We start from the raw sequence: 20,425 nt of genomic DNA, 5'->3' as shown, positions 1-20,425 counted from the left end.
CCAATCGAACCGAGGCCGAGCGCGCTGCCTGGAACTGATGGAGCAGCGCACGCATCGCCGACAAGGCCTCACTCGGTGGTGAACATCCGCACGCGTTCGACCAGCGAGGCGTTCTCTCGTACCCAGCCGTAGTGCGGGTTGCGATGGGTGCCGTTGAGGGGCAGGTCCCAGTGGGTCACGCGGGCGTTCGTCAGCTTGGCGGTGAGGTTGTGTACGGCTGTCCGCGGGGCCATGCCGTCGCCCTCGACCGCCACCGCCAGGACCGGGAGGTTCAGTTCGGCGAGGAGGGGCTCGAAGTCCGTGTCTGAGGAAGGGACTTGATAGACGCCGGTTCGGGTCTGGGTCGCCAGGTCGCGGATGAGCTGGGGTGAGTCGTCGCCGAGTGCGCCCAGGCGGAGGCCCGGGAAATGGCCGTACGACCATCCGATCGCGATGGCGAGATGAAGGCCCGCGAGCATCCCGAGGCCTCGGGGGAGGGGCCATCCCCGGTAGTGGCAGGACGGCGCGCCGACCAGGATTGCGCCCGTGGCCGACCGGGGGGCCTGACTCAGGTGGAGCATGCCGAGCTGGCCGCCGAGGCTGTGGCCCAGGAGGTAGCGGGGCGCGGACGGGAACTCGGTCTCGACCATGGCGAACAGGGCGGGATAGTCGTACGCCACCATCTCGTGGTAGCCGTACCGGACTCCGCGCCGGGCCTTCACGGAGCTCGTCCCCTGCCCCCTCAACTCGCCCACCACCACCTGGAATCCGGCCTCGGCGAGTGCCTCCGCGAGGGGCGTGTAGTACGACGCCCGCGTCCCCATGGCCGGCATGCAGATCAGGACCGGTGCCGACGGGGCGTCCTGGCTCCGCCACAGCCGTACCTCGGTCGTGGCGCCGTCCTCGGTGTGGACGGTGCGGGTGGTCACCTCGGTGCGTCCTTCCGCAACGACGCGATGAGGAGGCCGAGGTCCCCACGCGCCGTGTACGTACGGATCGGGTCGATGTAGTCGCGTGACTCGATGATCTGACCGTCCCGGACCCGCATGACGAAGACGCAGGGCACCTTGGCCGGGGAGCCGTCCGGTGACGTGAACTCATAAGCGAACTCGGCGACGATCACTTCAGGATCGGCGGTCTCGTGTACGACGACATCGACGACCCGCCTCTTGGGCAAGGACTCCCGCACTTCCGGTGGCACGCTGAAGTGCGGCCGGAGCGCACGCCGACTCGTCAACGGCTCGGACGCCGGAGTCGCCATCGGATGCCGGACGTCGGTGACCTCGCCGTACAGGTCGGGCAACTCGTCGGTTTCCCCGTCTGCGACTCCGCGAACAAGCCGGAGAAACACCTCGCGCGGGCTCAGGCTCACGTGACCTCCTCAGTAGTACGCACAAGCGGTCAGCGATCACTATCGCGTGATCCAGGCTGGTCTTGCGGAGTGTTTCGACCGAGTCAGTTGAACGCGTCGGTCGTGCAGTCCGTCCGACAGCCGGCGGCCTCGTAGCGTTGGCGGAGGGCGTCCGCTGCCTCCTCGTGATCCACGAAGAGGTGCCCATGGTGCTGGGATGCCACCCTGGTCACATCCCCGATCGTGACGATGGCGGGCTCGTCGCGTGTGGCTCGGCGGCGTGCTTCGGCGATCGCCATGTCCGCAGAACGCAGCAGGTCTCTGGAACGGCCCCGGGTCGCGGACACTTGGATCCGCTTCGCCGAGAGGGGGCGCATCGCCCGGCTCCGGCCCGGACCGCAGCCGACGTTCAGTTGAGAACGCCGGTGAGGAAGGCGGTCCAGGTGGAGGGGGTGAGGTGGAGGGTGGGGCTGCTGTCTTCGGGGTGCTTGGAGTCGCGGATGTGGATGGTGTGGGGGCAGGCGGCGAGTTCGAGGCATTCGCCGCCTTCGCCGCTGCTGTAGCTGGACTTGCGCCAGGTGTAGGCGACCTCCAGGCAGTCGCCGCCCTCGCCGTCGCTGTAGCTGGACTTGAACCAGGTGAGCTGCTCGGCGTTCATAGCTCCTCCAGCTTCTTCTCGATCAACTTCCGGGACTCCGAGGGGGAGAGCGCCATCGCTCGCATGATCCCATAGCGGTCTGCGATCTTCCGGACCTCTTCCGGATCGGTGATCAGCCGGGGATGCCCCTGGGCCTCCGTGTACGCCACCTGACCGTGTCCCTTGGGCGCCAACAGGTTGAACGCGCTGCCCAGGTTGGGGTGTTCCTCCAGCCCGGTCGGCATCACCTGGATCTCGACGTTCCGCATCTGCCCAACGTGCACCATGCGCCGAAGCTGGTCCGCATGCACCCGACGCCCGCCGATCGGCCGGTCCAGCACAACCTCTTCGAGGACGTAACTCACGATCGGTGCAGGCCGACGCTCGAAGACCTGCTGCCGGGAGAGCCGGTCCGCGACACGCTTCTCGATTGTCTCCTCGTCGAGGAACGGCCGCCGCTTGGCGAACACGGCCCGTGCGTGATCCTCGGTCTGGAGCAGCCCGTGCACCGCATGGTTGGCATAGAAGTGCAGCTCGCCCGCCTCCGCTTCCAACCCCGCATAACTCCGATACCACTCCGGATGCCGAGTCCGAGCCTTGGCCATCGCCTCCTTGAGCTCAGGGATCGCTTCCTTCAACAGCCCCCCGGCGTTCAGCAGTTCGTCCGCCTTCTCCAGAACCTCCGGCCGGATCACCCGCACCCCGCGCTCCATCGCGGAGATCGCGTCGGGGCCGTACCCCACCATCTGGCCGAACTCCTTCTGGGTCAGCCCCTTCCGCTCACGCAGCAGCTTGAGCATTTTGCCCAGGGCCGTGAAGAGCCCCGTCGTGCCCTCGGCCTCCGCAGGTGTTTCCGGACCCTGCTCGCTCACGCCCGCAACCCTCTCGCCCGACAACCCGTACACCGGCCGGGCGTACTCGTACGACTACGGACCGTCGCCAGGTCGCCCCTGGTCAACGCTCAGTCACGTGAACGCCGAAATCTCCACCCCCACCGACGAACTGACCCAGCGTCTGAGCGCCGCCCCACGCGGCGCGCGCCTGGCCCGCAGACTCGCCGCGCAACAACTCGCCGTCTGGGGCCACCCGCACGGCACCGACGCGAACGACAGAGCTGCGCCTCCTGCTCCTCCCGGAGGACACGCTGCGTATCGAGGTCAGTGATCCCCGCGCGGACCGCCAACTCCGTTTCGTCAACGAGCCGGACAGCGAGGGCGGCCGGGGCCTGATCCTCGTGACGCTGCTCGCCCGTACGTGGGGAGTCTCGGAGCGCGCCGTCGGCAAGACGGTGTGGGCCGAGCTCGCCCTATGAGTAAGGGGAGACGTGCCACAGCCGTACCGTGCCCTTCTTGTCGGCCGTGGCGAGGATTCCGCCGTCTTCGCTGAACGCGAGGTCTGTCAGGGCGTCGGTCCCGCCCGGCAGGCTGGCATAGACCCGGCCGGAGGTCACGTCCCACAGCTGTACGGTCGGGGCGGAGCTGAGGGCGCTCGCCGCAAGCGTCTTCCGCTTCGGGCCGAACGCAATCGGACCTCCAGCACCACTGAGTGTGAGGGCGGCCTTGCCCGTGCTGATGTTCCACTGCTGCACGCCCGTGTCGTCCGCGTAGGCGAAGACTTCGCTGTCAGCGCTGAACACGCCGCCGTCGTGGCCCGCGAGGATGGCGATCAGTTTGCCGTTCGCCCCGTTCCAGAGCTGGATCGCGTCATTGCCACCCCAGGTGGCGATGACCTTGCCGTCGGCGCTCAGGGTCATGTCGTAGACGGCAAGGCCATTGTTGTCACCTCCGAGGGTCTTGGTGGTCTTCTTCGTGGTCACGTTCCACAGTCGAACCGTGCCGTCCGTGCTTGCGGTGACCAGGGTCCCGTCGGGTGTGAACGCCATGCTCCCGACGCCGTTGGTGTGGCCGGTGAGGGTGGCGCGGAGGGTGCCGTCGGTGGCGTTCCAGACCTGCACCGGCACGTCACGGCCGGACTCCTCGGCGACGACCGTGCTCGCCGTGGCGAGTGTCTTGCCGTCGGAGCTGAACGCCGTGACCACGTTGCGCCCGCTCGCGTGGATGGTGACGGTCTTGCCCGTGGCCACGTTCCGCAGGCGGACCTCGACACCGTCCGTCGTCCCTCCAGCGCCCTGGGTGGCGACGATCTTCCCGTCGGGGCTGAACCCTCTGAGCCTCTGTTTGCTGAGCGTGGCGGCGGGCCTTGTGCCCCCGCTCCACAGCCCTACGGCATGCCCGTCGTCCGTGGCCAGCGTCTTGCCGTCGGAGCTGAACTCGACTTGCGTACCGGCACGGTTGAGGGTCTTGTCGGGCGTGATCGCGCTGTTCTCAGCCGGCTGATCGGAGCTGCTCGTGTCGGAGCTTCCTCCGCTGTTGGCGAGGATCACCGAGATGACGGTGACCGCCACTGCCAGGGCGGTGACACCGGCGATGACGAGCCTGGCCCGGTGGCTGCGGGGGAGGGCGAGTGACCTCGCGGGCGCCGATTTCGGTGGGGGTGGGGTCGGCCGGTCCGGGCTCGGTGGCGGCGCGGACGGCGACGGGGTGGTCTGCGCGCGTGTTCGTGCCGGTTGCGCGGGCGAGGGCTGGGGCCGGCGTCGAGGCTGCGGCGGCGCGGCTGCCGGTGCCGGAGTTGGAGGTGGTGCGGCCGGCGTCGGCGCGGTCTGCGAGGGCGGTGACGCCTGCTCCTGTTCCCCCGCGTCGGCGTCCGCGTCCGGCCGTACGACAAGCCCCCGCAGCCGCTCACCCGCCGCCCCCGACACCGTCCTGCTGTCGTCGTCGGTGAGGCGGCGCAGCTCCTCCACGACGGTCGCGCGCACCCGTTCGTTGCCGATGCGGTGCAGGTGGGCGAGCCCGTCGAGCGCACCGAGCCGGTCGTTGGCCAGCGGACTGCCGACGGCGTTGCGCAGGTAGCCGGGAAGCGTCCAGTTGATGTTGGTGGCGATGACCGTGCGGCCCTCGACGTTGTCCTGCCTCTTGGGCCGCTGCTGCGGCATCTCCTCGACGACCCGGTCGTGGACGTAGCTGTAGAGCTCGTCGAGGGTGATGTCCCCGTCGCCGTCGAGATCCGCGCTGCCGTCGCGCAGGCCCTCGACGAGGTAGCGGGTGAACACCGACTGTGCCGCGTGACCGTGTGCCTGGTCGCCCTCGAACGAGTACTGCGTCGCGTCCGAGGCGGTCAGCACCGTACGGCCGCGGCCCTGGAAGCGCTCCAGCGCCTGGACCGAGGTGTCTCCCTTGGTGCCCCGGACCCCGAACGCCCCGCTGTAGCAGCAGTCGAGGATCAGCACCTTCTGCCGGGAGACGCAGCCCTCGATCGCCCGGTCGATCTGTTCGGCGGACAGCGCGGTGAACAGCAGGCTGTCGCGCCGGGAGTTGGACATCGCCAGATGGAGCCGACCCTCCTCGTCCTTGAGGCCGTGGCCCGTGAAGTACAGGAGGGCGAGATCGTCGCCGCGGCGGTCGCGGTAGAAGTCACCGATGGCCTCGCCGACGACGTGGTGCGGCTGGTTGAGGAGGGTCGTCACCTCGAACCCGGCGACGGCGGGGTCCCGGAGCACCTCGGCGAGCGCCTCGGCGTCGTGGGCCGGAGAGGTCAGTTGCCGAAGTCCGGGGTCCTGGTACTCGTACGTGGCGATCAGCAGCGCGATACGGCGTCCCATTCTCAACCGCCCGTGTGCCGACGGACGTACGCGTCGATCAGGGCCTCGCGCTCGGCGTCCGACGCCCGGTCCAGTTCGATCGTGTCGCCGTCGATGGTCACCGACACCCGATGCCGTGCGGAGCTCCTGCCCAGCCAGTCGCGCACCGTGTCGATGAGCGCGGCGAACACCCCGCCGGAGGCGCTCAGCGCCACGATGACGGCGCCGAGGGTGACCGGGTCGGTGCCCTTCGTGCCGGGCGGAGCCGGGACTCCGGCCCCGAAACGTACCGATTCGACGTCCAGAGCGGCGACTTCGGCTCGCAGCCGTCGTACCACCCGCTCGCCCGCCTCCGGATCGAGCTCCGGATCGGGCGTCACGACCAACGCCACATCCACGGAATCGTCGGCCATGTGTCCCCCGATGGCGATTCGTCCCCTAAAGCCTGTGGTGCACAGTGTGGCGCCGATCGGCCACGAGCGGTGGTGAATTACGAGTACCGGCCCTCGAAGGAGAAACGCCCAGTTTCTCCTTGGTACAACCATTACCCGGCGCGGTGAGTCTCCTTCCCGCCAGACCCAGATCACCGCAGGAGACCCATGTTCACGCGCAGTACCTTCCGCCTGGCGCTCGCCACGGCCACGGCCGTGTCCCTGACCGGCGGACTGCTCACCCTCTCGGTGAGTGCCGCGAGTGCGGCCACCCCGGCGAAGTTCGCCGACGACTTCAACGGCGACGGCTACCGCGACTTCGCCACCTACAACTTCAGCGACGGAGTCGTCGTGACGTACGGGACGGCCACCGGTCCCGGTACCACCACCAAGACCTTCACGCAGTCCACCGCGGGTATCCCGGGAACCGCCGGTGACGCGGGCGGCTACGCCGACGGGTTCGGCGGGGACCTCGCCGCCGCCGACCTCAACCGCGACGGATACGCCGACCTCGCTGTCGCCGACCGCAGCGAGAAGGTCGGCACCAAGCCCGGTTCGGGCGCGGTCACCATCCTGTGGGGCTCGAAGACCGGCCTCTCCGGCACCGACGCCGTCCGCCTCAAGGTCACCGCCAGCTCCCACCAGGGCTTCGGCAACGAGATCGAGACCGGCGACTTCAACGGCGACGGCAAGGCCGACCTGGCCGTCGCCACCGGCGCCGACACCGTCTACATCTACCGTGGCGGCTTCGCCAAGTCCGGTACGACGGGCCAGGTCACCAAGCACAGCCCGAGCATCACCAGCAGCTACGTCATCGAATTCACCGGCCTGGTCGCCGGCAAGGTCACCAACGACAAGGCGACCGACCTCTACGTCCTAGGCGCGGGCGTCCACAACGACAAGCAGACCCAGGACGCCTGGTTCCTGCGCGGCGGCTCCACCGTCAAGTCCGGCAAGGCCACGGTCCTCAACAGCTCGACCCCCGCCTACGACCCGACCGGCGTCGTCGCCGACTTCGACAAGGACGGTTACGGCGACCTCGCGGTCAGCGACACCGCGTACCGCAGCGGCGCCGGTTCCGTGGTCGTCTGGCGCGGCGGCAGCACCGGGCCGACCACGAAGTACCGTCTCTCCCAGGCGACTTCGGGCGTGGCCACGGCCGCCACGAAGAACGACACCTTCGGTTCCGACCTCTCCGCCGGCGACACCAACGGCGACGGCTACCCGGACCTCGCGGTCGGCGTGCGCGAGGAGCAGGTCGGGTCCGTGAAGTACGCGGGCGGTGTCCACGTCCTGCGCGGCGGCAGGTCCGGCCTCACCGGCACGAACTCCCAGTGGTTCAGCCGCGCGACGGCGGGCGTGCCCGGCGACCCCACCGAGGGCGAGATTTTCGGCCTCTTCGTCCGCCTGCGCGACATCGACCGCGACGGCGACAAGGACCTGCTGGTGTCGGGCAACTCCTACAGCCCGAGCCTGTTGCTTCCCGGGACGAAGTCCGGCATCGGGACGGCGGGGGCCCAGGACCTCAACGTGATCGCGGAGTTGCCGCAGTAGACACGCGCCCTCACTCGGCGAGGAACGCCCTCACCCGCGCGACGAGCGAGGTGTTCTCCCGGACCCAGGCGTAGTGCGGGTTCCGGGTGGCGCCGCCGAGGGACAGGTCCCAGTGGGTCACCCGGGCGTTCGCGAGCTTGTCGGTGAGGTTGCGGACGCCCCCCGGCGGGGCCATGACATCGCCCTCACCCATCGCGCACGCTCCCGCCCGACAACCCGTACACCGAACCCACCGCACCCGTACAGCTACCCAGCGTCGCCGAACGCTCAGTCACGTGAACGCCGAAATCTCCACCCCCACCGACGAACTGACCCAGCGTCTGAGCGCCGCCCCACGCGGCGCGCGCCTGGCCCGCAGACTCACCGCGCACCAGCTCACCGTCTGGGGCCACCCGCACGACACCGAAGCGAACGACACCGCACAGCACCTCGTCGAGCTGCGCCTCCTGCTCCTCCCGGAGGACACGCTGCGTATCGAGGTCAGTGATCCCCGCGCGGACCGCCAACTCCGTTTCGTCAACGAGCCGGACAGCCGAGGGCGGTCGGGGTCTGATCCTCGTGACGCTGCTCGCCCGTACCTGGGGAGTCTCGGAGCGAGCCGTCGGCAAGACGGTGTGGGCCGAGATCGGCCTCAGCTGATGCGAGCTCCCGCGCCGCCGACACGGACGCGCGGGTCACCCGCGCGCAGCGTCACCGTGAGCTCGCCGGGGCGGCCCAGGTCCTGGCCCTGGTGCAGGGTGAGGACGGCGTCCTCGGGGACCAGGCCGAGATCGCGGGCGTAAGCACCGAACGCGGCGGCTGCGGCGCCGGTCGCCGGGTCCTCGACGACGCCGCCGACGGGGAACGGGTCACGGACATGGAAGACGGCGGCCGACTCCCGCCACACCAGCTGGACCGTGGTCAGGTCCAAGCGGTGCATCAGGGCTTCGAGGCGCGCGAAGTCGTACGCGAGATCCGCGAGGCGGGCGCGCGTCGCCGCCGCGAGAACGAGATGGCGGGCGCCGGCGAAGGCGATCCGGGGCGGGAAGGCCGGGTCGAGGTCGGCGGCCGGCCAGCCGAGCGCGGCGAGCGCCTCCGCGAGGTCGGCGTCGGCGATCTCCTCGACGTGCGGCTCGACACTGGTGAGCGTGGCCCGGAGCGTCCCGCCCTCCTCGGCCACCTCCACCGGCACGGTGCCGGCGCGCGTCGCGAACACCAGCTCCCCGGGGCCTGTCCGCTCGGCGAGCGCGACGGCGGTCGCGACGGTGGCATGCCCGCAGAACGGCACCTCGGCCTTGGGGCTGAAGTAACGGATGCTGTACGCCCGCCCCTCCTGGCCGCCGAGGCCCTCCGGGGGCGCGGTCAGGAACGCGGATTCCGAGTATCCGAGGTCGGCGGCGATGGCCAGCATGTCGCTGTCGTCCAGGGCGGTGGCGTCCAGAACGACACCGGCGGGGTTTCCGCCATCGGGGTCGCTGGAGAAAGCGGTGTATCGCAGGACCTCGGGCCGCGGCGCATTCGTCGTCATGCTCGTGGCAACGCGAGGTGGGGCCGCGGCGTTCCCGGACGCGGGTGGAGTGGGTTCACGGGTAGCCCACCCGCATCACTGCAGCCCGGGCGTTCGACGGCACTTCTCCGTCACCATGTCCGCGAACGCCCGGGCGAGCGGCGACAGAGCATCCCATCGCCGCACGGCCCACCCCACGGACAACGGCCGTAGCGCGGGCAGCGGAACCAGCCGCAGGTCACCCCGGTCGCCCGCCACGGGAAGTCCCGGCAAGTCAGGCACCACCGCCCGCCCCAACCCCAGCTCGGCCAGCAGCAGCGCCGTGTCCCAGTCGGCGACGCTCGTGTCGAAGGTGAAGCGGACCCCCAACTCGGCGCAGGCCTCGTCCAGATGGGCCGCCGAGGTCGAGTTCGGCGGCAACCGGATCAGCCGTACGTCCTGCAGCTCGGCGGCATCCACGGACGGGCGGGACGCGAGCGGGTCGTCGGCCCGTACCGCCAGCACCCACGGCAGGTCGACCACCGGCCGCTGCTCGATACCCCGCACCGGCGCCCCGAGGGTGATCCAGGCCAGGTCCAGTTCGCTGTCGGCCAGCGCGTCGAAGCAGCCACGGCTGGAGCTCTCCGTGCGGAACTCCAGGCTCACGCGCGGGTGTTGCTGCCGGAAGGCGACGACGGCGTCCGACATGAAGTGCCGTACGGTCGTCGCGCCCGTCGCCACCCGCACCGAGCCGCTCTCGCCGTCGACCAGTTCGCGCAGGCGGCGCAGGGCCAGGTCCAGGCCCGCGATCCCCTCCGCCGCGGCCGCCTCCAACACCCGCCCCGCCTGCGTCGGTACGACACCCCGCGGCTGCCGCTCCAGCAGGCTGACCCCGGTCTCCCGTTCCAGCCGCTTCACGTGCTGGCTCACCGCGGACTGCGTACACGCGAGGTCGCGGGCCACCGCGCTGAGGCTTCCCGCCCGGCACACCGCCACGAACACCCGCAGGTCATCAAGGGTCACGACACCCAAGCTAACACTTGGGTACACCGCACAAAATCCAAGGATTGACTGCCTCGGACAGCTGTACGACGATCTCCCCAGGGCCCGGGCGGCAACCCGCTCCCACCCGGGAGGAGCGGGTGCCGACCCAACGACCCGAGACGCCGAAGGGACCAGCGCCCGTGTCCACATCGACCGATGAAGCGCGAGCCTTCCTACGGCAGTTGGGCGCCGACCGCATCCCCCACCCCGGCGGCACCCTCCTCGCCCACCTCGAACGCGTCCGCATCCAGCTCGCGATGTGGGGCGCCCGCCCCACCCTCCAACTCGCCGGCCTCTGCCACGCCTTCTACGGCACCGACGGCTTCCCCACCGCCCTGCTCGCGCTCGACCGCCGCCCGGAGCTGGCCGCCGTGATCGGCCCGGACGCCGAGGCGATCGTGCACTTCTACGCGAGCTGCGACCGCAAGGCCACGTACGCGTCCCTCGCGGCCCCCGCCCCCGTCTTCCGCGACCGTTTCACCGGCCGGACGTACGTCCCGGAACCGGACCTCCTCCTGCGCCGGTACTTCGCGGAACTGACCGCCGCCAACGAACTCGACCTCGCCCGCCGTGACCGTGCTTTCCGGGACCAGCGGGGCCCCCAACTCCTCGCCCTGCTCACCCGGTTCCGTCCGCTCCTCAGCCAACTCGCCTGGCAGGACACCCTCGCCGTGCTGCATGCTTCTTGACTTCTCAAGACCGTTCTTAAGGACTGAGTGGGAGTGCGTCCTGTTGCCAGGACTGCTGCTCAGCCGCGTGCCCCGAACGGTGTTGGGTACGCTGGTCGCCCGCTTTCGCTCCGCGGCCGGGTGGCGCGCATCGTGTGCGCGGTCCGGGAATGCAGCGGCGGGTTTCCTCACGTCCTGGGGTTCCCGAGGCGGCCTGGACGGTCCGATGCCCGGCACCATCGCTCTGGTGGTGCCGGGGCGGTGCCGTCCGTCGTCGGATCGGGTGCCCCAGGGCGCGTCGTCCGATCGCGATGCTTGCCGCATCGTGACGGGTCATGATGCGCGTTGCGCTGGTGAGGGGCTGCTGCCAGTGTTGGGCGCCCCAGACCGAGGTGTAGGCCGGGTCGACGGCCACGATGGCCAGGCCGTATTGAGAGGCCATGGAGACGAGGCGGTTCTTGAGTCTGGCCGTGGGCATTCCGGAGATGAGCTGTCGGAACCGCTTGCGTCCGCCATGCTTCTCACGGGACTTCTCGGCGGTGAAGTCCAGGTTCTCGATGCCGATCGCCGTGACGCCGACACGCTCGGCCCAGTGCAGTAGTCGGGTGATGGCATGCCGGAGCTGTGCGTCCCGATGGCTGGTGCTGCCGGTCAGGTCGAAGAAGAAGCGGTGCGGGTCACCGACCGGGTTGCCGTGCCGGTCGAGCTGGTAGGCGGCGAAGTGGTCGGCGTTGGTGTCGATGCCGATCATGCCGCGTGCGCGGGCCGCCTCCAGCGGGATGGTCTGTACGACCGGGTGTTGCCAGGACGCGGTGAGGTACCAGCGGCCGCGCTGCACGTCGTAGTGGATGCGGTAGGCCACGGCTCGGTCGGCGGTGATGCGGTCGGCCCATTCCTCGCCCCGGTGCTGGAACCGCACGCGGGTGGTGAGGACGTACCGGCCGTGCGGGGCGTTGGCCAGATGGGCCAGCGGCGCGGGGAGTTTGATGCTGATCGCGCCGTCGGGTGCGACCCGGATGGTCTCGTTGCCGTACCGCTTCCCGCTCTCACCGTCTGCGGCGAGATACCAGCGTTCAGCCTCCCACCGCTCGCGCCATTCCCGTTCGGTGAGATCGGCTTTGGCAAGGTGGTGACGTGTGACGAGAAGCTGTTTGCCGCCCCGTACCACTCGCACCTGCCCGGCCTCCCAGCCCGCGCGGGCCGTTTCCAGGCGGGTCTCAAGGCAGGCCAGGCGGCGGGACTTCGCATGCCACTCCCGCCGGGAGCGGTAGCCGCCGGGGGCCCGCTTGGAGCCACGCTGCCCGATCGGCAGCGACAGCCGGTGCCGGAGCATGCGGACCCCGGCCTCAAGGCCGCGGATGTGCGCGAGCTGACAGCGACGAGACAGCGCCCACTGGTTGTGCGTGTGCTTGGTGAGGCTGCCAGCCCAGCGCGAAGAGGAATCGGCGGTCAGCGCCCGCTTGCGGGCCGCCCACCGGTCGCCGTTGTGCCCCGGGCCGTCCGTGCACCGGGCCCTGAGATCCTTCGACGCGAGTCGCCCCAGATGTGCACCCACCGCGCGCAATACGTTCTCGTCCTCAGCCGTCAGGTGTTTGAGCCGGTCCCGGACCGCTACCCCGGTAGGGCCGGGCACCACGAATGGCGCTGCCAACTCCCGTACCTGGCCCATCGGTTCACCCCCTACCCAGCCGAAACCCCCATCGCCTCACCCAACGAACGTCGCACGCTGCAGTCACGCATTCGATGAAAGAACTTCTGTTCGCCGGGCTCGACGATCGGCCCGGCGATGACGTTCGGGTACATCGCGGCCCGGGATATCGCGGGAGTTCTCTAGTCCCGCCGGGCGATCAGGAACGCCTGCTGCGACACCTCCCCCCGGTCCGGTTCGCGCACCGTCCGCGAGATGAGCGCGAACCCGGCCGCCTGAAGCAGCCCGGCGATCAGCTCCGGCCGCCTCCGCAGAAAGGTCAGCGCCACCGGGTGACCCCAGGGCCGGTCGTGGTGCCGGTCCTCGTCGCCGGCCTGGAAGGCGACGAGGAGGTGGCCACCCGGCGCCAGGACCCGCCGCAACTCGGCGAAGAGGGAGGGGAGTTCATCCACAGGGGTGTGGATGGTCGAGTACCAGGCCACCACGCCCGCGAGCGCGGCATCCGGCAGGTCCAGCTCCAGCATCGACCCCTGCTCGAACCGCAGCCCGGGGTTCTCCCGCCGCGCGATCGCGAGCATCGACTCCGACAGGTCGACCCCGAAGACGGACAGCCCGAGGGAGGCGAGGCGTCCCGTGACCCGCCCTGGTCCGCACCCCAGGTCGGCCACCTCCCCACCGTCCCCCACGAGTTCCGCGAACCCGGCGAGCACCGCCCGGTCCAGCGGTGTGGTGACGAGCTCGTCCCGGAAGCGGTCGGCGTAGTCCTCGGCGATGGCGTCGTAGAAGGTGCGAGTGGCGGCAACGAAGTCGGTCATGGCGGGGGACCCTATCCACCGCCACTGACAACGGCCCGCCTCACGCCACCCCCACCGCCCGCAGCAAGGCAGTCGCCCCCGCCGCCCCCAGCACCACCACCACGAACGGCGCCCGCAGCCACGCCAGCACACCGCCCACCAGCACCCCGGCCGGCCGTGCCCACCCCGCGAACCCCCCGCCCTCGGTCAACGCCCCCGTGGCCAGCAGCGCGACGAGCAGGACGATCGCTCCGGCGGACAGCAACTCCTGGACCCGGGCGGGCAGTTCGACCCGCCCGTGCAACGCGGGTCCGACCAGCCGGAAGGCGTACGTCCCGACCGCGAGCGCCAGCATCATGGCGACCGTCGCGTTCATGCGGTCCTCCTACGGCCGTACACCGCCAGCCCCGCCAGCGCCACCAGCACCGGTACCCCCGCGGGGACGGCCGGCGTCACCGCCAGGGCCAGCGCGGCGCCGAGCAGCGCGGACCGTCGTACGGCCGAATCCGTGCGCAGGGCGGGCAGCACCAGGGCGACGAGTACGGCGGGGAAGGCGGCGTCGAGGCCGTATGTGCCGGTGTCGCCCAGGGCGCTCCCGGCGAGCGCGCCCAGTAGGACACCCGCGTTCCACACGGCGAACAGACCGACCCCGGAGATCCAGAAGGCCGCCCGCCGCCGGGCCGGGTCGGTCTGGGCGAGGGCGAAGGCGACCGTCTCGTCGGTGACGAGGTGGGCGCCGAGGAGGCGGGCGAGCCGGCCGCGGCCGATGCTCTCGGCGACGGCCAGACTGAAGGCCACCGTCCGCGTGTTGAGCAGCAGCCCGGTGGCCGCCGCGGCGAACGGCCCGCCCCCGGCCAGCAGCACACCGACCGCGCTGAACTGGGCGGAGCCCGCGTACACGACGAGGGACATCACCACCGGCACCCACACGGGCAGCCCGCCGGTGACGGCGATCGCACCGAAGGAGACACCGACGACGCCACTGGCGAGCCAGACGAGGGAGGCGTCGCGGATCAGCTCCGGATGCCGGAGGAACATTGGCGTTCGCTGTGCCGTACGCATGTTCTCTACAATGAACAGACGAGGCTGCGTTCGTCAAGGCGAACAGTCGTACCGATGGAGCGAACATGATGTCCGACGTACCGCCCCGGCTCCCCCTGGGCTGGATCGCCGCCGCGCTCCGGCGCGAGCGCACCCGAGCCGGGCTCTCCCTCTCCGAACTGGCCAAACGGGCGGGCATCGCGAAGTCCACGCTGTCGCAGCTGGAGGCGGCGAGCGGAAATCCGAGCGTGGAGACGCTGTGGGCGCTGGGGGTCGCGCTCGGGGTGCCGTTCAGCGCGCTGGTGGAGCCGCCGACGCCGTCCGTGCAGGTGATCCGGGCCGGACAGGGGCCGACCGTCGCCTCCGAGAAGGCCGAGTACGCGGCCACCCTGCTGTCCGCCAGCCCGCCCGGGGCGCGGCGGGACATCTACCACCTGCGGGCCGAGCCGGGGGCCGTACGCGAGTCGGAGCCGCACATTCCGGGTTCGGTGGAGCACCTGATCGTGAGCACGGGGAGGGTGAAGGCCGGGCCGGCGGGGGAGGAGGCCGAGCTGGCGCCCGGGGACTACATGTCCTACCGCGGGGATGTGGCGCACTCGTACGAGGCGCTCGCGCCCGGGACGACGTTCGTGCTGGTCATGCAGCACATCTGAAGCTCAGGAAGAAACGAGAAGCGAAAAGGCAGGAGCCCCGCTGCCGTGCGGCACGGGGCTCCTTGGGTACTGCAATCAGTTCCGGATCAAGCGCCCGGACTCCGAGACCTGAGACTCAGCTCAGACGGGGGTGACGTTCTCCGCCTGCGGGCCCTTCGGGCCCTGGGTCACGTCGAAGGAGACCGCCTGGTTCTCCTCCAGCGAGCGGAAGCCGCTCGCGTTGATCGCGGAGTAGTGGACGAAGACGTCGGGGCCGCCGCCCTCCTGGGCGATGAAGCCAAAGCCCTTTTCGGCGTTGAACCACTTCACGGTTCCGGTAGCCATAAGCCCTCCTTGGGCCCAAAGGGTTGCCCTGCTCCAGAACCTGCGATTGTGAAAACAGTGCCGCACAACTGCATACGTCTGAAAACGACTAGAGCCCGCGGTTACATGCTCCGCAGGCTCTGTACTGCAAGGGAAACCAAACTGCAACTTGCGGCGAGCCTAGCACGCAGGCAGCCGAAAGCAATAGAGGCCAAGATCACGTCACTCGGACGTTTGAAGATCGCAAGGGGGTTGACTTCGGGGTCGGAGTCTGGAGCGTACCCCATGGGGTCTATCGTCGCGATGTGGACAATTCTCGCACCCGGCCGCGCGTCGGCCACATCCAGTTCCTGAACTGCCTGCCCCTGTACTGGGGGCTCGCGAGGACGGGCACGCTCCTCGACTTCGAGCTCACGAAGGACACCCCGGAGAAGCTCAGCGAGAAACTGGTGCAGGGAGGCCTGGACATCGGTCCCATCACCCTCGTCGAGTTCCTCAGGAACGCGGACGACCTGGTCGCCTTCCCCGACATCGCCGTCGGCTGCGACGGTCCGGTCATGTCCTGCGTGATCGTCTCGAAGGTCCCGCTGGACGAGCTGGACGGCGCCCGGGTGGCGCTCGGCTCGACCTCGCGCACCTCCGTGCGCCTGGCCCAGCTCCTCCTGGCCGACCGCTACGGCGTACGGCCCGACTACTACACCTGCCCGCCGGACCTGAGCCTGATGATGCAGGAGGCCGAGGCCGCCGTACTCATCGGGGACGCGGCGCTCCGGGCCAACCTCCTCGACGGGCCGCGGTTCGGGCTCGAGGTGCACGACCTCGGATCGCTCTGGAAGGAGTGGACCGGTCTGCCGTTCGTCTTCGCCGTCTGGGCCGCCCGCCGCGACTACCTGGAGCGCGAGCCGTTCATCACCCGCAAGGTCCACGAGGCATTCCTCGCCTCCCGCAACCTCTCCCTGGAGGAGGTCGGCAAGGTCGCCGAGCAGGCGGCCCGCTGGGAGGCCTTCGACGAGGAGGTCCTGGAGCGCTACTTCACCACCCTCGACTTCCGCTTCGGCGGCCCGCAGCTGGCGGCGGTCGCCGAGTTCGCCCGCCGCGTGGGACCGACGACCGGGTTCCCGGCGGACGTGAAGGTGGATCTGCTGGAGCCGTAAAGAGAGGACGGCTTCCGCACTACGCTGCTGCCAGGCGTACGGGGGATAGGGGGACGGTCGTCATGCAGCCGCTCGGAGTCGACGAGCCCACCGTCGTGGGGCCCTACCGGCTGCTCGGCCGGCTCGGGTCCGGTGGGATGGGTCGCGTCTACCTCGGCCGCAGTGCCGGGGGCCGCACGGTCGCGGTCAAGATCGTGCATCCGCACTTCGCGCTCGACGAGGAGTTCCGCGCCCGTTTCCGCCGCGAGGTCGAGGCGGCGCGGCGGGTGGGCGGTGCGTGGACGGCGCCGGTGCTCGACGCGGACCCCGAGGCCGGCGTCCCGTGGGTGGCCACGGCGTACGCGGCCGGTCCCTCCCTTTCCGCCGCGGTCGCGGACGGTGGTCCGCTGCCCGCCCATTCCGTACGAGCCCTGGGGGCGGGGCTCGCCGAAGCGCTGGCGGCGGTGCACGAACTGGGGCTTGTGCACCGGGATGTGAAGCCGTCCAATGTGCTGCTCACTCTGGACGGGCCCCTGCTCATCGACTTCGGCATCGCGCGGGCCACGGACGGCACCGCGTCCCTGACCTCCACCGGTGTCTCGATCGGCTCGCCCGGCTACATGTCGCCCGAGCAGATCCTGAGCAAGGGGGTGGCCGGCACGGCGGACGTCTTCTCCCTCGGGGCGGTGCTGGCGTACGCGGCCACCGGGCAGCCGCCCTTCCCGGGGGACTCGTCGGCCGCGCTGCTCTACAAGGTCGTCCATGAGGAGCCCGAACTCGGCTCGCTGAGCGGTGAGTTGAGGGAGGTGGCGGAGGCCTGTCTGGCGAAGGAGCCGGGCGAGCGGCCCACGCCGGGTGAGGTGGCCCGGCGGCTGGCTCCGGAGGGGGCGGCTCGGCTGGTCGCGGGCGGGTGGCTGCCGGGGGCGCTGGTCGAGCAGGTCAGTCGTGGCGCCGTACAGCTGCTGAATCTCGAGACGGCGGACGTGAAGGAGAGCGCGTCCGGGCCGGTGGGGTTCAGCAGTCCGTCGGTGGGGGAGTTCGGGCCGCCGCCGGTGATGCCCGTGATGCCCGCGGTTCCCGAGCAGCGGCCGGTCGCCGACACCGTGCCGCCGTCCGATCAGCGGCCCGGGCCGGGGAAGTTCTCCGTCACCGTCGCGGCCGGCTCCGAGACCGTCGGGCGGGGTCGGCGGCTGAGCTGCACGGTGGCGCTCGCCGTCGCGGGGGCTTTTGCCGCGGTGACGGTGGGGTCGGTGTTCGTGCTCGATCTGCTGCCGAAGGACGACAACGACTCCTCGGCAGGTTCCGACTCCTCCTACTCCTCACCGCCGACCGACGCGTCCAGCGCGGCCGCGAGCGTGCCCTCCGAGGTCCCGGCCCGCTACCTCGGCACCTGGGAGGGCCAGGCCACGGGCCTCGACGGCACCCTGCCCATGGGCACCTTCCGGCTGACCGTCAAAGAGGCGGCCGTCGGTGATGAGTTGGGCAGGATGCGGCAGACGGACGTGCTCGGCGGGGTCTGCAACGACATCCTCACCCTGAAGAAGGTGACGAAGACCGAGCTCGTCGCGACCTCCGTGGGGGCCAAGGACAACCACTCGGGGTGCAATCCGACGGCTCACACCGTCCGGATCAAGCCCGTGGGGGACGACCTCGACTACACCTCGGAGAGCGCGGCCGAGGGCAATCCCGAGGCACGGATGTCGAAGGTCAACTAGGCGCTGACTACTGTGTCCCCGTCGGTGAACACGAACATGAACACGATCACGACGGGGACGGGGAACGACCACCATGGAGACACTGCAGCCCGACGATCCACGGGAGTTGGGCAGCTACCGCATGCTGCGCCGACTCGGGGCCGGCGGCATGGGACGCGTCTACCTGGCCCGTTCTCCCGGTGGCCGGACCGTCGCGGTGAAGGTCGTCCGCCCGGACCTGGCGGCGGACGCCGGCTTCCGGGACCGCTTCCGGCACGAGGTCGAGATCGCGAAGGCGGTGTCCGGCCGCTACACCGCTCCCGTCGTGGACGCCGACCCGAATGCCGCGCTGCCGTGGCTGGCGACGTCGTACGTGCTCGGCCCCGATCTCACGGACGTGGTCGACGCGCACGGCGCGATGCCGGAGCGGACCGTGCGCGCACTGGCCGCCGGCCTCGCCGCCGCGCTCCAGGAGATCCACGCGGCGGGTCTGATCCACCGCGACCTCAAGCCCTCGAACGTCCTGCTCGCGGCCGACGGGCCGCGCGTCATCGACTTCGGCATCGCACGGGCGGTGGACGGAAACCGTATGACCCAGACGGGAGTTGTGGTCGGTTCACCGGGTTACATGCCGCCGGAGCAGGCGCTGGGCCAGGACGTGGGACCGGCGGGCGACGTCTTCTCGCTGGGCGGGGTGCTGGCCTTCGCGGCGAACGGCCGCGGCGCCTTCGGTGCCGGTGCCGCCTCGCACGCGGCGCTGCTGTACCAGGTCGTGCACGGGGAGCCGGACCTGGCGGACGTACCGCCGTCCCTGCTCGGTCTGATCCGCGCCTGTCTGCAGAAGGACCCGGCGCAGCGGCCGGCCCCCGCCGAGATCGTGGCGGCGCTGGCCCCGCAGGGCGTCGAGGGCGTGCTGCGCGACTGGCTTCCGTCGGCGGTGTCGTCGACGATCGCGACCCATGCGGCGGGGATCCTGGATCTGGAGGCACCGCAGCCTCCGCAGGCCCCGGCCTACGGCTATCCGCCCGCTCCCGGATACGGCGCTCCCGTGCCCGCACCGGGCTATGGCTATCCGCCCGCCCCGCCCGCCCCCGGATACGGCCCTCCTCAGCCCGGTACCGTCCAGTTGGGCTCCGCCCCGGCCGCCACCCCTGCTCCGTCCCGTCGCCGCGTCCTGTCCCTCGCGCTCGGCGGTGCCGCGGCCGTCGCGGCCGTCGGTGGCGGTGCCGCCTGGTGGCTGGGATCGGACGGCGACACCTCCACCGAGGGGAAGGACACGGCGGCGGGCAAGGGCGGTTCGGCCCAGCCCGCCGAGGACAGCTTCACGACCCCGCCGGCCGGAGTGGCGCCCCAGCCGCTGTGGCGCAAGAAGGTCGCGGAGGACAGCATCTCCGCGGCCGTACCGCTGCTCGTCCAGGACGGCCTGCTGCTGGTCAGCGGCGACCCGCTCGTGGCGTACGACGTGAAGACCGGCAAGGTGCGCTGGTCCAAGTCCGGCATCTGTCGCCCCGGCGCCCCGCTCCTCTTCCGCGACGGCAAGGTGTTCCTGGTCGACGGTGAGTACGACGGAGTGCTCGTCGCCTACGACGTCAAGACCGGCGAGGAGGCCTGGCGCAGCCAGCTCGGCAGCAAGCTGGCCGTCGAGAAGGCCATCGCCATCGACGACCAGTACGTGTACGTCACGGCGACCGACTACACCGACTTCGAGAGCGCCGCCAAGAAGCGCTCGTCCATCGCCGCCGTCAGCCACATCATGGGCACGAAGCTGTGGATGCGGGAGCGTGACGAAGCCACCGGCAAGGGCACCGAGGACTACGACGTCACGGGCTCGGTCTTCGGCAAGTACCTGGTCTACGCCGGCTCCGACAACAATCTCACCGTACGGGTCACGGTCCTCGGCCGGCGGTGCTGGACCAAGAAGATCGGTGACGACTGGACCGGGCGGCCCACGGTCGCGAAGAACCTGGTCTTCCTGCCGGGCGAGACGCTCAGGGCCGTCGACGTGGAGACCGGCAAGGTCCGCTGGACGCTGAAGCCCAACGGCCGCCGCGGCTTCAACAACCCGACCGTCATCGACGGCGTGCTCTACGTCAGCGACTACGACGGCGGCGTCTGGGCGGTCGACATCAACGCCGGCAAGCGGATCTGGCTCTGCGACGAACTGGACATCTCCGGCCCGGAGACGTTCGTGAAGAAGGGGACGTCCCTGTACGGGGCCACCGGCTCCCTGGACGGCGGCCTCGTCGCCCTGAACGCCGGGACCGGCAAGCTCCGTTGGACCTACACCGACAGCGACAACTGGGGTGAGCCGTGGCAGGTCGCCCTCTCGGGCAACCGGCTGCTGGTGACCAACGGGCCCGAGATATACGCCCTGCCGGCCGTGTAACCGTGTG

21 protein-coding genes are annotated in these 20,425 nt (G+C 70.5%); 6 read left to right on the top strand and 15 right to left on the bottom strand.

Annotation, left to right across the window (positions count from 1 at the left end; translation table 11 throughout):
- Positions 1–68: 68 nt before the first annotated feature.
- The 7 genes from IG08_RS0132525 to IG08_RS0132495 all read right to left on the bottom strand — a co-directional run bounded on the left by IG08_RS0132525 (position 69) and on the right by IG08_RS0132495 (position 6,017).
- Positions 69–908, bottom strand: coding sequence for an alpha/beta hydrolase family protein (locus IG08_RS0132525; RefSeq protein ID WP_030610738.1), 840 nt, complete (start codon positions 906–908; stop codon positions 69–71).
- Positions 905–1,351 (bottom strand): nuclear transport factor 2 family protein, encoded by a 447-nt coding sequence (locus IG08_RS0132520; RefSeq protein WP_199820939.1) that lies wholly within the window; start codon positions 1,349–1,351, stop codon positions 905–907. The genes IG08_RS0132525 and IG08_RS0132520 overlap by 4 nt, the downstream gene beginning before the upstream one ends.
- A gap of 83 nt (positions 1,352–1,434) precedes the next feature.
- A complete protein-coding gene (locus IG08_RS0132515; RefSeq protein ID WP_199820938.1) occupies positions 1,435–1,629 on the bottom strand; it encodes a hypothetical protein in 195 nt (64 codons plus the stop codon).
- A 110-nt stretch (positions 1,630–1,739) separates the two neighbouring features.
- Positions 1,740–1,988 (bottom strand): DUF397 domain-containing protein, encoded by a 249-nt coding sequence (locus IG08_RS0132510; RefSeq protein ID WP_030610731.1) that lies wholly within the window; start codon positions 1,986–1,988, stop codon positions 1,740–1,742.
- Complete coding sequence (locus IG08_RS0132505) at positions 1,985–2,839, bottom strand: helix-turn-helix domain-containing protein (RefSeq protein ID WP_030610729.1); 855 nt, start codon at positions 2,837–2,839, stop codon at positions 1,985–1,987. The genes IG08_RS0132510 and IG08_RS0132505 overlap by 4 nt, the downstream gene beginning before the upstream one ends.
- Before the next feature lie 434 nt (positions 2,840–3,273).
- The gene (locus IG08_RS56035; protein WP_052424955.1) at positions 3,274–5,625 is read right to left on the bottom strand and encodes a caspase, EACC1-associated type; all 2,352 of its coding nucleotides are present in this window, start codon (positions 5,623–5,625) and stop codon (positions 3,274–3,276) included.
- A gap of 2 nt (positions 5,626–5,627) precedes the next feature.
- A complete protein-coding gene (locus IG08_RS0132495) occupies positions 5,628–6,017 on the bottom strand; it encodes an effector-associated constant component EACC1 (RefSeq protein ID WP_030610725.1) in 390 nt (129 codons plus the stop codon).
- Between the two features lie 186 nt (positions 6,018–6,203).
- Between IG08_RS0132495 and IG08_RS0132490 the strand changes: the two genes are divergently transcribed.
- Entirely contained in the window at positions 6,204–7,589 is a 1,386-nt protein-coding gene (locus IG08_RS0132490; RefSeq protein WP_030610723.1) for an FG-GAP and VCBS repeat-containing protein, read from the top strand.
- A 10-nt stretch (positions 7,590–7,599) separates the two neighbouring features.
- Here IG08_RS0132490 and IG08_RS0132485 read toward each other — a convergent pair whose 3' ends face one another.
- The 3 genes from IG08_RS0132485 to IG08_RS0132470 form a co-directional block, all read right to left on the bottom strand.
- Positions 7,600–7,782 (bottom strand): hypothetical protein, encoded by a 183-nt coding sequence (locus IG08_RS0132485; RefSeq protein ID WP_030610721.1) that lies wholly within the window; start codon positions 7,780–7,782, stop codon positions 7,600–7,602.
- Between the two features lie 438 nt (positions 7,783–8,220).
- Entirely contained in the window at positions 8,221–9,096 is an 876-nt protein-coding gene (locus IG08_RS0132475; RefSeq protein ID WP_030610704.1) for a PhzF family phenazine biosynthesis isomerase, read from the bottom strand.
- Positions 9,097–9,171: 75 nt separating this feature from the next.
- Positions 9,172–10,077: a LysR family transcriptional regulator gene (locus IG08_RS0132470; protein ID WP_030610701.1), complete on the bottom strand. Its 906-nt coding sequence runs from the start codon at positions 10,075–10,077 to the stop codon at positions 9,172–9,174.
- 161 nt (positions 10,078–10,238) lie between these two features.
- On the opposite strand from IG08_RS0132470, the gene IG08_RS0132465 reads away from it, so the two are divergent.
- On the top strand, positions 10,239–10,787 hold the full coding sequence (locus IG08_RS0132465; protein WP_030610698.1) for a DUF6817 domain-containing protein: 549 nt from the start codon (positions 10,239–10,241) through the stop codon (positions 10,785–10,787).
- 16 nt (positions 10,788–10,803) lie between these two features.
- Here the strand turns inward: IG08_RS0132465 and IG08_RS0132460 are convergent, their stop codons facing one another.
- The 4 genes from IG08_RS0132460 to IG08_RS0132445 all read right to left on the bottom strand — a co-directional run bounded on the left by IG08_RS0132460 (position 10,804) and on the right by IG08_RS0132445 (position 14,270).
- Positions 10,804–12,435, bottom strand: a complete 1,632-nt coding sequence (locus tag IG08_RS0132460) for an IS200/IS605 family element transposase accessory protein TnpB (protein ID WP_030610695.1) — start codon at positions 12,433–12,435, stop codon at positions 10,804–10,806.
- Positions 12,436–12,596: 161 nt separating this feature from the next.
- A complete protein-coding gene (locus IG08_RS0132455) occupies positions 12,597–13,229 on the bottom strand; it encodes a class I SAM-dependent DNA methyltransferase (protein ID WP_030610691.1) in 633 nt (210 codons plus the stop codon).
- A 40-nt stretch (positions 13,230–13,269) separates the two neighbouring features.
- Positions 13,270–13,584 carry an AzlD domain-containing protein gene (locus IG08_RS0132450; protein WP_030610688.1) on the bottom strand — a complete coding sequence of 105 codons (315 nt, stop codon included), beginning with the start codon at positions 13,582–13,584 and terminating at the stop codon, positions 13,270–13,272.
- Positions 13,581–14,270: an AzlC family ABC transporter permease gene (locus tag IG08_RS0132445; RefSeq protein ID WP_030610685.1), complete on the bottom strand. Its 690-nt coding sequence runs from the start codon at positions 14,268–14,270 to the stop codon at positions 13,581–13,583. The genes IG08_RS0132450 and IG08_RS0132445 overlap by 4 nt, the downstream gene beginning before the upstream one ends.
- Positions 14,271–14,338: 68 nt before the next feature.
- On the opposite strand from IG08_RS0132445, the gene IG08_RS0132440 reads away from it, so the two are divergent.
- Positions 14,339–14,902, top strand: a complete 564-nt coding sequence (locus IG08_RS0132440) for a helix-turn-helix domain-containing protein (RefSeq protein WP_030610682.1) — start codon at positions 14,339–14,341, stop codon at positions 14,900–14,902.
- Positions 14,903–15,022: 120 nt separating this feature from the next.
- Here the strand turns inward: IG08_RS0132440 and IG08_RS0132435 are convergent, their stop codons facing one another.
- The gene (locus IG08_RS0132435; RefSeq protein ID WP_003998944.1) at positions 15,023–15,226 is read right to left on the bottom strand and encodes a cold-shock protein; all 204 of its coding nucleotides are present in this window, start codon (positions 15,224–15,226) and stop codon (positions 15,023–15,025) included.
- A 284-nt stretch (positions 15,227–15,510) separates the two neighbouring features.
- Here IG08_RS0132435 and IG08_RS0132430 point away from each other — a divergent pair, with 284 nt between their 5' ends.
- The 3 genes from IG08_RS0132430 (at position 15,511) to IG08_RS0132420 (ending at position 20,418) form a co-directional block, all read left to right on the top strand.
- Positions 15,511–16,359, top strand: a complete 849-nt coding sequence (locus tag IG08_RS0132430; protein WP_030610678.1) for a menaquinone biosynthetic enzyme MqnA/MqnD family protein — start codon at positions 15,511–15,513, stop codon at positions 16,357–16,359.
- A gap of 62 nt (positions 16,360–16,421) precedes the next feature.
- Positions 16,422–18,053, top strand: a complete 1,632-nt coding sequence (locus tag IG08_RS0132425; protein ID WP_030610676.1) for a serine/threonine-protein kinase — start codon at positions 16,422–16,424, stop codon at positions 18,051–18,053.
- Between the two features lie 73 nt (positions 18,054–18,126).
- Positions 18,127–20,418, top strand: a complete 2,292-nt coding sequence (locus tag IG08_RS0132420; protein WP_030610673.1) for a serine/threonine-protein kinase — start codon at positions 18,127–18,129, stop codon at positions 20,416–20,418.
- Positions 20,419–20,425: the final 7 nt, after the last annotated feature.

This window comes from Streptomyces fulvoviolaceus (assembly GCF_000718165.1).
GTDB lineage: Bacteria > Actinomycetota > Actinomycetes > Streptomycetales > Streptomycetaceae > Streptomyces > Streptomyces fulvoviolaceus.
This window is presented reverse-complemented; position numbering and strand designations above follow the sequence as displayed.

Coding starts and splice junctions, on each gene's coding strand:
- IG08_RS0132485 (WP_030610721.1), bottom strand. CDS start 7,782: ATGGGTGAGGGCGATGTCATGGCCCCGCCGGGGGGCGTCCGCAACCTC.
- IG08_RS0132440 (WP_030610682.1), top strand. CDS start 14,339: ATGTCCGACGTACCGCCCCGGCTCCCCCTGGGCTGGATCGCCGCCGCG.
- IG08_RS0132495 (WP_030610725.1), bottom strand. CDS start 6,017: ATGGCCGACGATTCCGTGGATGTGGCGTTGGTCGTGACGCCCGATCCG.
- IG08_RS0132455 (WP_030610691.1), bottom strand. CDS start 13,229: ATGACCGACTTCGTTGCCGCCACTCGCACCTTCTACGACGCCATCGCC.
- IG08_RS0132420 (WP_030610673.1), top strand. CDS start 18,127: ATGGAGACACTGCAGCCCGACGATCCACGGGAGTTGGGCAGCTACCGC.
- IG08_RS0132435 (WP_003998944.1), bottom strand. CDS start 15,226: ATGGCTACCGGAACCGTGAAGTGGTTCAACGCCGAAAAGGGCTTTGGC.
- IG08_RS56035 (WP_052424955.1), bottom strand. CDS start 5,625: ATGGGACGCCGTATCGCGCTGCTGATCGCCACGTACGAGTACCAGGAC.
- IG08_RS0132425 (WP_030610676.1), top strand. CDS start 16,422: ATGCAGCCGCTCGGAGTCGACGAGCCCACCGTCGTGGGGCCCTACCGG.
- IG08_RS0132460 (WP_030610695.1), bottom strand. CDS start 12,435: ATGGGCCAGGTACGGGAGTTGGCAGCGCCATTCGTGGTGCCCGGCCCT.
- IG08_RS0132445 (WP_030610685.1), bottom strand. CDS start 14,270: ATGCGTACGGCACAGCGAACGCCAATGTTCCTCCGGCATCCGGAGCTG.
- IG08_RS0132510 (WP_030610731.1), bottom strand. CDS start 1,988: ATGAACGCCGAGCAGCTCACCTGGTTCAAGTCCAGCTACAGCGACGGC.
- IG08_RS0132490 (WP_030610723.1), top strand. CDS start 6,204: ATGTTCACGCGCAGTACCTTCCGCCTGGCGCTCGCCACGGCCACGGCC.
- IG08_RS0132515 (WP_199820938.1), bottom strand. CDS start 1,629: ATGGCGATCGCCGAAGCACGCCGCCGAGCCACACGCGACGAGCCCGCC.
- IG08_RS0132475 (WP_030610704.1), bottom strand. CDS start 9,096: ATGACGACGAATGCGCCGCGGCCCGAGGTCCTGCGATACACCGCTTTC.
- IG08_RS0132450 (WP_030610688.1), bottom strand. CDS start 13,584: ATGAACGCGACGGTCGCCATGATGCTGGCGCTCGCGGTCGGGACGTAC.